Source organism: Palleronia sediminis (assembly GCF_004358695.1).
Classification (GTDB): Bacteria; Pseudomonadota; Alphaproteobacteria; order Rhodobacterales; family Rhodobacteraceae; genus Palleronia; species Palleronia sediminis.
On record NZ_SNAA01000004.1, the window covers coordinates 24,365 to 37,530 of the forward strand.

The 13,166-nt window shown below is 69.1% G+C and carries 10 protein-coding genes; 6 read left to right on the forward strand and 4 right to left on the reverse strand.

The annotated features are described in order from the left end of the window. Positions 1-102 precede the first annotated feature (102 nt). Genes E2L08_RS05025 through E2L08_RS05035 form a run of 4 tightly spaced genes read left to right on the forward strand, consistent with a single transcriptional unit; the run spans position 103 to position 4,813 of the window. On the forward strand, positions 103-1,653 hold the full coding sequence (locus E2L08_RS05025) for an OpgD/OpgG family glucan biosynthesis protein (RefSeq protein ID WP_133396143.1): 1,551 nt from the start codon (positions 103-105) through the stop codon (positions 1,651-1,653). Then, positions 1,650-1,799, forward strand: a complete 150-nt coding sequence (locus E2L08_RS16945; RefSeq protein ID WP_168771050.1) for a hypothetical protein — start codon at positions 1,650-1,652, stop codon at positions 1,797-1,799. Before E2L08_RS05025 ends, E2L08_RS16945 begins: the two co-directional genes overlap by 4 nt. After that, the gene (gene mdoH / locus E2L08_RS05030; RefSeq protein WP_133395973.1) at positions 1,792-3,567 is read left to right on the forward strand and encodes a glucans biosynthesis glucosyltransferase MdoH; all 1,776 of its coding nucleotides are present in this window, start codon (positions 1,792-1,794) and stop codon (positions 3,565-3,567) included. The genes E2L08_RS16945 and mdoH overlap by 8 nt, the downstream gene beginning before the upstream one ends. A 4-nt stretch (positions 3,568-3,571) precedes the next feature. Further along, positions 3,572-4,813 (forward strand): OpgC family protein, encoded by a 1,242-nt coding sequence (locus E2L08_RS05035; protein WP_240758119.1) that lies wholly within the window; start codon positions 3,572-3,574, stop codon positions 4,811-4,813. A 21-nt stretch (positions 4,814-4,834) separates the two neighbouring features. On the opposite strand, the gene E2L08_RS05040 is transcribed toward E2L08_RS05035, so the two are convergent. Both E2L08_RS05040 and E2L08_RS05045 read right to left on the reverse strand, forming a co-directional pair. Continuing rightward, positions 4,835-5,728 (reverse strand): universal stress protein, encoded by an 894-nt coding sequence (locus E2L08_RS05040; protein WP_133395975.1) that lies wholly within the window; start codon positions 5,726-5,728, stop codon positions 4,835-4,837. A gap of 56 nt (positions 5,729-5,784) precedes the next feature. Continuing rightward, positions 5,785-6,705, reverse strand: coding sequence for a mechanosensitive ion channel family protein (locus E2L08_RS05045; protein ID WP_206076968.1), 921 nt, complete (start codon positions 6,703-6,705; stop codon positions 5,785-5,787). Positions 6,706-6,849: 144 nt separating this feature from the next. Between E2L08_RS05045 and E2L08_RS05050 the strand changes: the two genes are divergently transcribed. Continuing rightward, the gene (locus E2L08_RS05050; RefSeq protein ID WP_338069517.1) at positions 6,850-8,127 is read left to right on the forward strand and encodes a D-amino acid dehydrogenase; all 1,278 of its coding nucleotides are present in this window, start codon (positions 6,850-6,852) and stop codon (positions 8,125-8,127) included. A 59-nt stretch (positions 8,128-8,186) separates the two neighbouring features. On the opposite strand, the gene E2L08_RS05055 is transcribed toward E2L08_RS05050, so the two are convergent. Together E2L08_RS05055 and E2L08_RS05060 are read right to left on the reverse strand one after the other, a co-directional pair. Beyond that, positions 8,187-10,550, reverse strand: coding sequence for a YbcC family protein (locus tag E2L08_RS05055; protein WP_133395977.1), 2,364 nt, complete (start codon positions 10,548-10,550; stop codon positions 8,187-8,189). Further along, positions 10,547-12,109: a proton-conducting transporter transmembrane domain-containing protein gene (locus tag E2L08_RS05060; RefSeq protein WP_133395978.1), complete on the reverse strand. Its 1,563-nt coding sequence runs from the start codon at positions 12,107-12,109 to the stop codon at positions 10,547-10,549. The genes E2L08_RS05055 and E2L08_RS05060 overlap by 4 nt, the downstream gene beginning before the upstream one ends. Positions 12,110-12,206: 97 nt before the next feature. Here E2L08_RS05060 and E2L08_RS05065 point away from each other — a divergent pair, with 97 nt between their 5' ends. After that, positions 12,207-13,088, forward strand: a complete 882-nt coding sequence (locus E2L08_RS05065; RefSeq protein ID WP_133395979.1) for a LysR family transcriptional regulator — start codon at positions 12,207-12,209, stop codon at positions 13,086-13,088. Positions 13,089-13,166: the final 78 nt, after the last annotated feature.

The following is a 13,166-nucleotide window of genomic DNA, read 5'->3' on the forward strand; positions in this document are numbered from 1 at the left end:
GCCCGGCGACGGGGTTTGCAAAGACCCGCGAGACTCACCATTTCCGCGTCGCAGCAATATGTCCGAGAACACCCCATGCGTCTTTCCGCTACCGGCTTTTCCATGACCCGCCGCGCAATGCTGTGGCTTGGCGGCTCGGCCCTGGCATCCGCCGCGCTGGCCCCGGCGGGTCGGGCACAGACCCCCGAAGGCACGCCCTTTTCCTATGACGCGCTGGTCGAGCGTGCGCGCCGTGCCGCCGCTCAGGAGTACGCCGCCCCCGAGCCGCTGGGCGCGCCGTTCTCGAACCTCGATTACGATACCTATCGCCTGATCCGGTTCCGCGACAGGAACGCGCGCTGGGCCGACAGGGCGCCGGGGCCGGTCGTTCACGCCTATCATCCGGGCTGGCTGTTCGCAGAGACCGTGACGCTTCACGAGGTGGTCGAGGGCCAGGAGTACCCGCTGAGCTTTACCGCCGCCGACTTCATCTATTCCGGCGCCGCGAAAGAGGTGATCCCCCCGCAGACCGATCTGCCGGGCGTCGCGGGCTTTCGGGTGAACGCGGCGCTCAACGCGCCCGATCGTCTCGACGAAGTGCTGTCCTTCCTCGGGGCGAGCTATTTCCGGGCGCTGGGGCAGGATAACCTTTACGGCATCAGCGCGCGCGGGCTGGCCGTGAACACCGCCATCGCCGGCGACGAGGAGTTTCCGCGCTTTAGCGAGTTCTGGCTCGAACGCGGTGATGACGGCAGCGATTCGGTGTCGATCCACGCGCTGCTCGAAAGCCCGTCGGTCACGGGCGCCTATCGGTTCGTCGTGTCGCCCGGCATGACGACCGTGATGGACGTGACGCTGCGGCTGTTCTTCCGCCGCGATGTCGCGCAACTGGGCATCGCGCCGCTGACCTCGATGTTCCTCTTCGGGCCGAACGACGAAGGCCCGTTCCAGGATTACCGGCACCGCGTCCATGACAGCGAGGCGCTGGTGCTCGACCTCGGCGAGACGCGCTTTGTCCGGCCGTTGAACAACCCGCCGCAGCTTGCCAACTCGTATTTCGGCGCGCAATCGCCGCGCGCCTTCGGCCTCGTGCAGCGGCATCGCGAGTTTGCGGACTATCTCGACGCGGGCGCGCATTACGAGCTGCGCCCGTCGCTGATGGTCGAGCCGCTCGAGGATTGGGGCACCGGCACCATCCGCCTGATCGAGATCCCCTCGGAACTCGAGGCGAACGACAACATCGTGGCCTTCTGGATCCCCGAGCGCGATTTCGCCGCGGGCGACGACCTGAGCCTGTCCTATCGTCTTCACTGGGGCATGGACCCGGCACCGGCCCGGACCGAGCTGGGCCGGGTCACGCGGACTCTTGCCGGTTTCGGCGGCGTGGCCGGCGTGGAGCCGCGCAAGGACCTGCGGAAATTCGTGATCGACTTTGCCGGCGGTCCGCTGGCGGAACTCTCGCCGCGGACGGATGTTAAGCCGCGCGTTACCGTCTCGAACGGAACCGTAGAAGGCGAGGTCTTGCAGCGCGTCGAGAATGGCGAAAACGGCCTATGGCGTCTCGTGATCGAGGTTTCCGCGGAACGCGGCTCCACCGTCGAACTGAAGGCCGATCTGGCGCTCGACGCGCGGGCGCTGACGGAGACATGGGTCTATCAATGGATCAGAGAGTGACACAGGAACCCGCCGGGCCCGTAACGGGGCCTTCCATCCCCGCGATGCCCAACGCGCCGCTGGACATGCCGCGCCAGTGCCTAGAGCAGGCGCGGCCGTCGCTGATCGGCCTGCTGATGGCGCAGCTGTTCCACAAGAATGCGTGACGCAGCCCCATATCTGCGCCCCGGCGCGACGCGGCGCTGTCGCATCGCGGCGCTGACCTTTGCCGCGTTCTGCGCGGTGGCGGCGGCCGCGACCCTTGCGCGGGCCGGCACCGACTCGGTGCTGGTCTGGGACGCGCTGCGCGTCGTCTTCATCCTGCTGACGACCGCGTGGCTGGCATGGGGGGCCGCGCAGGCGTTCCTGGGGCTGCGGCGGCTGCCCCCGTTGCCGCGCATGGACCCGCCGGATTGCGCCCCTCCGCCGGTCGCCATCCTGATCCCGATCTGCAACGAAGACCCCGCCGCGGTCCGCGCGAGGGTGCAGGCGATGCGCGCCTCGGTCCGCGCGGCCGGGATCTCGCCCGATTTCATCATCCTGTCCGATACGTCGGGCGAGGCCGCGGTGGTGCGCGAGCAGGTGATGCTCTCTCCGCTTTTCGACGCACGGCCGGGGTTCCCCGCCGTCTATTACCGCAACCGCACCGAGCGTTACGGCCGCAAGGCGGGCAATATCGAGGATTTCATCCGCCGCTCTGGCGGGGCCTACGAGCATGTCGTGATCCTCGACGCCGACAGCCTGATGGAGGGCGAGACCATCGCCCACATGATCGCCCGGATGGAGGCCGATCCCGGACTCGGGCTGCTACAGACCCTGCCGCGGATCACGGGGGCCAGCTCGATCTTCGGGCGGGCGATGCAATTCGCCGCTGGCTTTCACTCGGCGGTCTTTTCGCGCGGTCTCGCGCGGCTTCAGGGGGCGACTGGGCCGTTCTGGGGGCATAACGCGATCGTCCGCGTGCGCGCCCTGTCGCAATGCTGCGGCCTGCCCGAGTTGCAGGGGCCGCCCCCCTTCGGCGGCACCATCCTCAGCCACGACTATGTCGAGGCGGCCCTCTTGGCGCGCGGCGGCTGGCGGGTCGAGATGGACCCCCGGATCGGCGGCTCCTACGAGGAAGGTCCCGAGAACCTGCTGGCCTTTGCCCGGCGCGACCGGCGCTGGTGCCAGGGCAACCTGCAACACATGCGCCTGCTGGGGGCGCCGGGGCTGAAACCGTGGAGCAGGTTCGTCTTTGTGCAGGGGATCGTGTCCTATCTCGTCGCGCTGGCCTGGGCCGCGTTCCTCGTCGTGTCGTTCCTCGCCGCCATGACCGCCGCGCAGCCTGACTATTTTCCCGAGGCGCGACAGCTTTTCCCGGTCTTTCCCGACGACCGGACCCACCAGATCGCCGCGCTGGTGATCGGGATCGGCGGTCTGCTGCTGCTGCCCAAGTTGCTCATTCTCGGCGAGGCCGTCGTGACGGGGCGGGCAGGCGGTCATGGCGGCGCCCTGCGATCGGCGTTTTCGGTTCTGGCCGAGACGGCGATGACGGCCCTGATCGCGCCCGTGATGCTGATGTTCCAGTGCCGCGCCGTGATCGAGGTTCTGGCCGGCCAGGATGGCGGCTGGCCGGCAACCGCGCGCGGCGAGGGCCGGCTGAGCCTTGCGCAGGCGTGGCGTGCGACGCGCTGGATCAGTCTCACCGGCGCGGGCGCGTTGATCTCGATGCGTTGGGTGGCGCCCGACCTTCTGTTGTGGCTCTTGCCCGTGGCGCTGCCGATGATCGCAGCGCCGGTGCTGATCGCCGCGACCTCCCGCCCCTGGGGGCGGGGGCTTTTCGTCGTTCCCGAAGAAATCGCCACACCGCCGGTCGTGGCGGCCTATCGCGAGGCAAGGCACGACGCCGCCCGCGATCACGAGGTGTCGGATGTCCCGCTCGTCCCCCAGGCCTGAGGCGGTGTTGATCCCCCTCCACGGGGGGCCGGCCGCCCCGCCCAACCGCCGCGATCCCCGGATCGACGCGTTTCGCGGGTTGGCGCTGGCGATGATCGTCGTCAACCATATGCCGGGCAACCCGTGGGAAGCCCTGACGATCCGAAGCATCGGGTTTTCGGACGCCGCCGAGGCGTTCTTTCTCATGTCGGGCATCGCCGCCGGGATCGCCTATTCGCCGGCGGTCGCGCGCTGGCTCGACGGCAGCGGCCGGTTGTGGGACGCGGTCCGGCCCATGTGGGCGCGATCATGGACGTTGTTCCTGGTGCAGATATTCCTGACCGTCACGGCTATCGCGCTGTTTTCCTGGGCGGCCGAGACCTTTCTCAGGGCCGAGTTCCGGCAGATGCACAACCTCGCGCGCATCTATGACGACACCGGCGCGGCGCTGATCGGGCTGGTCACGCTGGGCTACCAGATCGGCTATGTGAACATCCTGCCGGCCTATATCGTGCTGCTGCTGGTCGCCCCGGCCATGGTCGCCGCCGGGCTGCGCGCGCCGTGGATCGCGCTGGCGCTGAGCCTCGGGCTCTGGGCCGTCGCGGGGTGGGCGCGGCTCAACATCCCGACATATCCCGGCAATGGCGGCTGGTTCTTCAGCCCCTTCACCTGGCAGGCTCTGTTCTTCATCGGGCTGCTGGTCGGTATCCAGCATCGCAAGGGCGCGCGGCTGGTTCCCGTGTCGTGGCCGCTGTTCTCGCTCGCGTTGGGGTTCCTTGTGTTCGTGCTGGCGTGGCGGCATTGGCCCGGATTGGGCGAAACCCTGAACCACCAGATGGCGCGGCTGGGCAATGCGGGCGTGCCCTACAACTTCGTCGCGCATTCCAAGCCCTATCTCGCGCTGCCGCGGCTTCTGCACGTTCTGGCGCTGGCCTATGTCATCTCGTGCCTGCCCGCCGTGACGCGCGCCTGCGGCAGTTCTCTTGCCGCGCCGTTGCGGCTCTTGGGGCGGCACGGGTTGCTCGTCTTTGCGCTGGGCACGATCCTGTCCCTGGCCGGGCAGATCGTGATGGATGTCGAGCCGGACGTGGTCTGGGTGCCATGGGTGCTGCCGGTCGCGGCCATCGCGCTGTGCTATGCCGCCGCGTCGCTGGCCGAGCGCGCGCATCGCGCGGGCGGTGTTCCGGGTGGTGGTCCCGCGCGACAGGCACGGCCCTCGGCCGGGCTGGGCGATCCGCCGCAAGAGGGGCGCAAGCAGACCGCGTGACACGCCCCGGCCATGGCCGGATCAGGTGGGGGACGTCCCTGCCGTATCGCCGGCCGGCCAGATCAGCACGTCGCACGCGGCATCGCGCAGCAGCTTGCGCGAGACGCTGCCGATAAAGGCGCGGCGGATGAGACTGCCGCGCCCCTGTCCCATGACAAGCAGATCCGCGCCGCCGCGCCGGCAGAACCGCGTCAGCGATCGCGCGGCATCGCCTTTCAGCACCTCGAACGAGGTGTCGCCCCCGAGTTCGCCCGCGAGCCCGCCAAGCTGCCGCGTCGCGTCGTTCCGCAACCTCGCCCGCATGGCTGCAAGTTCCTCGCGCCGCGACCCGACGCGCAGCATCGCCTCTTCCAGCTGGGGCGGGATCTCGACCGACTGGACCAGCGCCAGTTTCGCGCGGGGGCAGATCCCCGACGCGAACCGTGCCGCGGCCAAGGCATCGTCGCGCCCGTCCGTCGCCACGGCGATCCGCGCGTAAGGCCCGCCGTCGGCGCGTTTCACCACGAGGACCGGAACCGTGGCGGTGCTGATGACTCGTTCGACGGTCGAGCCGAGAAACCGCTCGCGAATGTCGCTGTTCTGATGGGCGCGCATGACCATCAGGTCGGGCCCCAGCGCGGCGCAGGCGTCGATCAGCGTTCGCGCATGGGGCCCGATCTCGATCCTGAGATCGACGCGCTCCGGCGCGATCCTCAGATCCGACAGGGCCAACTCGATCCGCTCGCGCGCGGCCGAAACCGCCTGCCCCAGGAAAGAAGTCGGATCGCAGGCCTCGCCCCGATCCCCCGGCAGATCGAGCGCGTGGATCACGCCAAGCACCGCATCGGCGTCCTGGGCGATCCGCGATGCGCGTCCCATCACCGCGTCGTCTTGCGGCAGCTTGCCGATGGCCGCGAGGATCAGTTTCCGTGTCATCGCTCGGTTTCCCGCATTGGTGAGTGGCTGTTCCCTGCGCCGCGTCGCTTGCCGGTTCAACCCGCGGTGGGTCGCGCCGCCGGTGGTTCGGTGTCGGCGGGCAGGGGTGCGTTGACGAGCTGTATCCTCTTGTAAGGCGCAATGCTGCCGGCCTGTCGCAGCGCGTCGTCGATCAGGCTGTAGACCTCGTCGCGGCAATCGACCCCGCGCTCGAAACGCGGCACCCAGTATCGCACCGTGTAGCTGATCCCCCCTTCGTCATAAGAGCTGACGCGGACATCGGGGGCGGGATCCTGGAGGATCGACTTTCCCTCGCCCAGGGCGCGCACCATTATATCTCGCGCCTTTCCGATGGGCAGGACGTGGTCGAGCGTAATCTTTACCTGCGCGCGAAACTCACGTTTGGGGGCAGAGAAATTCGTGATGCGTTGCCGCGCGATCTGGCTGTTGGGCAGGATCATGTAGGTCGCGTCGAGCGTCTGAAGCCGGGTCGTGCGCCACCCGATCTCGATGGCCTTCCCCTGTGCCAGCGTGTCGATATCGATCCAGTCGCCGATCCTGAAGGGCGCCTCGATGGCCAGCGCGATCCCCGACAGGGTGTCCGCGACGACATTGCGGATGGCGAAGCCGAGCAGGGCAAGGATGATCGTCGATCCCGCAAGCGCCCCGATCGCACCCTGTCCCATGAACAGGGTCGAGATTGCGGCCAGCGCGGCCATGAACAGGAATGCGGTTATGAGGTCCTTGAGCAGGCGCGGATAGGGCCGGTTCCCGCTGATCTGATCGAGGACCAGCGACGCGATCCGGCTCGTCACCCATGCGGCCGACAGGTAGATCGCGGCCGTCACCAGCAGGCGGAAGCCCTCGCTATCCGACAGGTAATCCGGCAGCCGGTCGCGGTAGAACGCCGCGGCCGAACTGACGGCCAGCAGGGTGACGGGCAGGACGAGGCGGCGAACATGCTGCTTGATATGCACCTGGAACCCTCATGCCGTGACGCGACCCGCCCGGCCTACAGTAGCGCCCGGACGCCGCTGCGCCATAGCGCAAAGGCCGCCCGCCGGGGGGGCGCGTTGCATCCGCTATGTCACGCGATATGATGCCGCCCTTGCCCGATACGCTTGAAAAAGGAAGCCGAAATGAAGGTCGTCGTAATGGGTGCCGGCGTGATCGGCGTCACGACAGCGTATTACCTGGCCAAGCAGGGCGCCGAGGTCGTCGTGATCGACCGCCAGACCGGTCCGGGGCTGGAAACGAGCTATGCCAATGCCGGGCAATTGAGCTACGGCATGTCCTCGCCATGGGCCGCGCCGGGGATTCCGAAAAAGGCGGTCAAGTGGATGTTCATGAAACGCCGCCCCTTGTTCATCTGGCCGCTGATCGACCCGGTCATGTGGAAATGGTGCGCGCAGATGGTCCGGAATTGTAACGAGGAAAGCTATCGCATCAACAAGGGCCGGATGGTGCGCGTCTCGAGCTATTCGCGCGATGTCATGCCCGACCTGATCGACGATACCGGGATCGCGTATGACGGGCGGCAGAAAGGCACCTTGCAGCTTTTCCGCACCGCCGCCCAGATGAAGGCGTCGAAGGCCGACCAGGATATTCTCGACGAATACGACTCGCCCTACGAGGTTCTGGGCCGCGATGCCTGTATCGCCGTCGAGCCGGCGCTGGCCGAAGTGCGCAATAAGTTCGTCGGGGGGTTGCGCCTGACCGCCGACCGGACCGGCGATTGCCGCATGTTCACCATCGGGCTGACCGAGAAATGCGCCGAGATGGGCGTCGAATTCCAATACGGGCAGACCATCAGGTCGATCGCCGTCGAGAATGACGAGATCGCCGGCGTCGAGACCGAGATTGCGGGGCGGATCGCTGGCGATGCCTATGTCTGCGCCATGGGCAGCTATGCCGTCGACGTGCTCAACCCCGTGGGCATCAAGCTGCCGATCTACCCGGTCAAGGGATATTCCGTCACGCTGCCGGTGGTGGAGGACGCCTTTGCGCCGCAATCCACGATCATGGACGAAACCCACAAGGTCGCGATCACGCGGCTGGGCGACCGGATCCGCGTGGCCGGCCAGGCCGAGATCGCCGGCTATTCGGACCGGCTCGGGCCCCATGCGACCGACACGGTGAAACACGTCATCGCGGATCTTTTCCCCAGGGGCGGCGATATCTCCAAGGCCGAGGGGTGGACCGGGCTCCGCCCCATGACGCCCGACGGCACGCCCGTTCTGGGCGCGACCCGATACCCCAACCTGTTCCTGAACACCGGCCACGGAACGCTGGGCTGGACGATGGCCTGCGGCTCGGGAAAGGCGGTGGCCGACGCCGTTCTCGGCAAGACCCCCGAGATCTCGATGGAGGGGCTGACGGCGGCGCGCTACGGCAACTGATGCCGCGTCGGTCCGGGCGGCCGCGACGTGGCCAGCCGCCCGGACCCCTGCGCTGTCCCTCAGGCCGCGGCGCTCAGCCCCGGCCCGCCGGTCTCGATCCAATGGCCGCCCTCGTAACGCCAGCCGAGCCCGCCCGCCGCATCCATCGCGTAAAGCGCCAGCCACCCGTTGCCGAACAGGTCCCTGAGCGTTTCGTGGCGGTCCAGGATCGCCCCGATGGCCTCGGGCGCCGCGTCGATGACGACGGTCAGGCGTTGCGCGCCGTGGATCGCACGCTCTCCGTCATGGACCGATTGCATGGGCAGCCCGACCCTTAGCGCGCCGCCATTGCCCTCGAGCACGCCGATGCCGCCGACGACGTTATGCAGCAGCTTGTTGCCGGATCCGAAGGTTTCCGGCGCGACGGTCGATCCGTGATATTGCAGCGCGATCCAGCTTGCCACGATCACCGGCGCGGTCAGGATCGTCTCGAGCGTCTCGCCGCGCGGATCCTGCTGCCGGTCGTAGTCGTGAAGAAAAACGCCACCGCCCAAGTCGACGCCGCGGGTCCGCCCGCGGGGCGCGGCGACAAAGGCCGAACAGCCGGCAAGACCCCATTCGGCCCGCAATTCGGACCAGTTTAACCCGCGCGCGGCCATCGTGTCGTCGGTCGCGCGGGGCAGGGCGATGGCCCGCTCGACCCGGACCGCGTGGCCCGCCCGGTCCAGCGCCGCGCGAAGCCGCGCGATCTCGGCGCGGTGCGACGCCGGGGCATCCTCGTCGAACAGGGCGACGCGGTCGGACACGGTGTCGTGCAGCCCAGCAATGACATGGGTGCCATCGGGGATGCGGATGCCGCGCCCGGCCAGACCGGCCCGGATCTCGGGGTCGTTGAGCAGACCGGCCAGCAGCCGGGCGTTCACGTCGCCCGCATGGCCGCCGCAGGCGCCGCATTGCAGGGCGCTGGCATGGGGCGCATTCGTCACACGCGCGCCATGCCCCGCGATCAGGATCAGCCGGGCAAAGCCCTCGGTCAGCGACATCGCCGTCAGGATCCCGGCCGCCGCATCGACCCGGTCGGCAAGCGGCAGGTCGAGCCGCGGTGCGGGGGCGGCTTTCGGCGTGCCCAGCAGCCCGAGCCCGTCGCGCAGGATCTTGCCCACGTAAAGCGGCCCCGCCGCCTCGACAAAGGCAAAGGCCGAGACGGCCGCGCGCTTGAACCGGCCCCATGCGCGGATCGCGCGCTTGTCGATGCGCCGCGCGGTATCCGCGGCCTCGGGGCCGGCCGCGCAGGTCTCGACCGCGGGGCGCAGCAGGATGGGTGCGCGCGCCTCGACGATATCCGAGGCATGGTCGCGATGCGCCACGGCCAGCCCGAAGAAGCCTGCGAAGCCGATGGTCTGGACCGACGGGGCCACGGACTCGAGCGCGCGGCGCATCCGTTCAGACCGCACGTCGATGCAGAACGCGGCCTGTATCTCGGGGGCCGTCCTGTCGCCCGTTTGCGCCGGCCGGTCGAGCTTTTCGGCCAGCCGCCGCTCGGCCGCGCGGTCGGCGGCCTCCTGCAGCGCGGCGTCGATGAGGTGATCGTCGTTCGGGGCGACGGGCTGGCCGAACCGCGCGCGGGCCGCCGCCCAGTCCGGCCCGATTGCGCCCTCGAAGCGTTGCAACACCGCCGCATCCCAGACCAGCCGGATCGTCAGCAGGTCGAACAGCGTCTCGTCAGGCGTGCCGTCCCGCTTGGCCAGCCAGTCGATATGGCGGGCATGTTGCCCCCATCCCGACAGCGTCACCAGCAACCGATGGAAATAGAGCGCCGCGGCCGCAGGCGTCAGCCCAAGCGTCGCGCAGCTTTCGGCAAAGGCCATGCGCGGATCGCTGGGCAGTTCGGCCACCGCCTTGGAAAACCCCGGAAGGCCGGCGATGTCGGGCGACAGGTCGCGCCCGGCGAATGACCGCCACGAGGCAAAGGCGCGGGTCGCCGGCGCGGGCCAGAAGGCCTGCCCCCGGTCGAAATGCGACGCGGCCCAGGCGCCGATCCGTTCGTCGACGAGGTCCGGCCAGTCGACGCCCGTGGCCGCCGCCGCGAGATCGACGACCGTGGGATCGGGTACGATGGCGGCCGGTTCGGACGATGCGGCGTCGCGCAGGTCGGAGGCGCCCAAGCAGGTCGCGCCCGCGGCGGCGGCAAGGTCGTCGGGCCCGATCTCTCCCGCCTCGATCCGGCGCGCGATCTCGGCACGCGGCAGGAACACGCGCCCGGCCCCGGTGCGCGCCATCCGCGCGGCGGCGATGGCGCGATCCTCGCCGATCTGGCCGAGCCACGGGTTGACCGCGACCGTCGCGGCCAGCGGAAAGGCCGGCGGGATGCGATCCATGGCGTCGCGCGCGGCGGCGAAGAGTTCGAGGCTTGGGCCGGTAAAGGCGATCCGGGCGACGCTCATGCGATGTCTCCTTTGGGGGCCCGCCGCCACCGCCCGATCAGGCGGTCGCTCAGGGCATTGATGTAAAGGCCGTTCAGCAGGTGGACCCGCATGCCCGCCGCGGCGGGGTGCCCCGCCCAGAGCGGGAATGTCGTCTGTGCGACCGCGGCGATGGCAAAGCTGATGACGGCCAGGACCAGCGTCGCCCAGATCAGCCCGTCGGGCGCGGGCGGCGCGGGTAGCGTCCCTGCCGAGGCGCGGGTGCTGAGCTCCTGCAGCGCGAAATAGGCGATCGTGACCGCGATCGACATGGCCACCGTGCGCCGGGTCAGAGCGCGGGGCGCCTGGTCGGCCAGCCCCTGCGCCACGAGGTAGACGACGCCGAAGATCAGGATCGCGCCAAGCGCTACGGTCTGCGGGGCCTTGTCGGCCAGTCCGAAGGCAAGACCCGTGGCCACATAGATCGCCAGCGCCACGCCGAATGCCCTGGCGACCGCCGTCAGGTCCGGGACGGCAACCGGGCCGGGGCGGCGGATCGAGGCGACATCCTCGACCGCGTTGCCCGAGGCGAGAAATGCGTGCGCCTTGTAAAGCGAATGGGCGACGATGTGCAAAAGCGCCAGCGGGAACAGCGCCAGCCCGCATTGCAGCACCATGAAACCCATCTGCGCGCAGGTCGACCATGCCAGCGCGGTCTTGACCGCGGGCTGGGTCAGCGCGACAGCGGCACCGATCAGGGCGCTGAACCCGCCGATCAGCGCTAGCGCGGCGAGAACGCCGGGCGCGCTCAGCAACACGTCGGCAAAGCGGATCAACAGGAACCCGCCCGCGTTCACGACTCCCGCGTGCAGCAGGGCCGAGACCGGCGTCGGGGCCTCCATCACTTCGGTCAGCCAGCCATGCGCGGGGATGAGCGCCGAGCGCAGGATCGCCGCCAGCGCCAACAGGCTGGCCGCAAGCCAGATCGGCCCCTGGCCCAGGCCCGCGCGGGCCGCATCGTTGATCGCGGCGAGCTCGACCGTGCCGAACCCGGCATAGAGGATCACGCCCGCGGCGATCAGGGCGACGTTCGAGATCACGCCGCCGACAGCCTCTTTCCGCGCGGCCCGTTGGGCCTTGGGCCGGTCTGCGTAGTACAACAGCAGCCGGCGCAGCGCGATGCCGGTCGCGATCCAGAAGACGACGAGCTGCGGCACCGTTCCCGCCGTCACCAGCAGCAGGACCGACGCGATTGCCGCCGACATCCACGCCATGAAGGCGCCCTGCCGCGCCTCGCCGTCCAGCGCCACCCGCGAAAACCGCAGGACGACCCAGCCGACAAAGGCCACGGTCAACGCCATCGCCATGCTGACGATATCGACGCGAACCGATAGCAGGGTCAGCCCCGAAAGGCCGAACGCCGCACCGCCCGGCCCGTCCAGGGCCAGACCGACCGAGGCCACGAGCCCAAGTGCCAGTGCAAGGGCCGCGGCGATCTCGGGCAGGCGCAGCCAGCGCGATCCCCGCGGCGGCGGTCGAAGGGCAAGGCCCGCGGCGATCAGGACAAGGGCAAGCGGGCCGAGAAAAGGCAAAACGGTCATGCGACGCTCCGATATGGTCGCCGAACGAGCTATGCCGCATCTGCATCATGGTGAAATATATAGATTGGATCGGTTCGATCTGTTTTAGTGAACCCCCATGCGGATCAACTATCGCCACCTCAACTATTTCCGCGAGGTCGCGCATGAGGGGAACCTCACGCGGGCGGCCGAGCGGCTGAACGTTTCGCAATCGGCGCTCTCGACGCAGATCCGGCTGCTCGAGGATCGGCTGGGTCACGCGCTGTTCGACCGCACCGGGCGCAGCCTCGTCCTGTCCGAGGCGGGGCGCATCGCGCTCGACCATGCCGACCGGATCTTTGCCGTAGGCGACGATCTGCTGACGGCGCTGGCGCAGGGCGGGGATCGGCCGCCGCCGTTTCGCGTGGGCGCGCTTTCGACCCTGTCGCGGAACTTTCAGCTGAGGTTCCTGCAACCGCTGCTGGCCGAGGGCGGGCCCGAACTGATCCTGACGTCGGGCAACGGCGATACGCTGCTGCGTGCGCTCGAGGCGCTGTCGCTCGATATCGTGCTGTCGACCGAGCCGCCGTCGCGCCAGGCCTTTCCCAAGCTGGTCGCGCATCGCATCGCCGAGCAACCCGTCGGCCTGTTCGGGTCGCCGCACCGCCTGCGCCATGACAGCCTCGCCGCCCTTCTCGCGGCCGAGCCGGTCATCCTGCCCACGGAAAGCTCGATCCGCACCGGGTTCGACAGCCTTGCCGCGCGGCTCGATATCGTGCCGAGGGTCGCGGCCACGGTCGACGACATGGCGATGGTGCGACTGCTCGCGCGCGAGGATGCGGGGCTGGCGCTGGCCCCCGCAGTCGTGCTGACCGACGAGCTGGCGAACGGGACGCTGGCGGCCGCGCCCTTCGATCTGCCGATTTCCGAGACGTTCTTTGCGATCACCGCCCCGCGGAGCTTTCCGCACCCGGTTCTCGGCGCGCTGCTGGCGCGCGATCTGACCGGCGCCATGCGCTAGCCCCTGTGCCCGCGCGGCTGCGACGAATGGCGCAGGTTACTGGACCGGCACGACCAAGGGCCTACGCTAAGCACACGG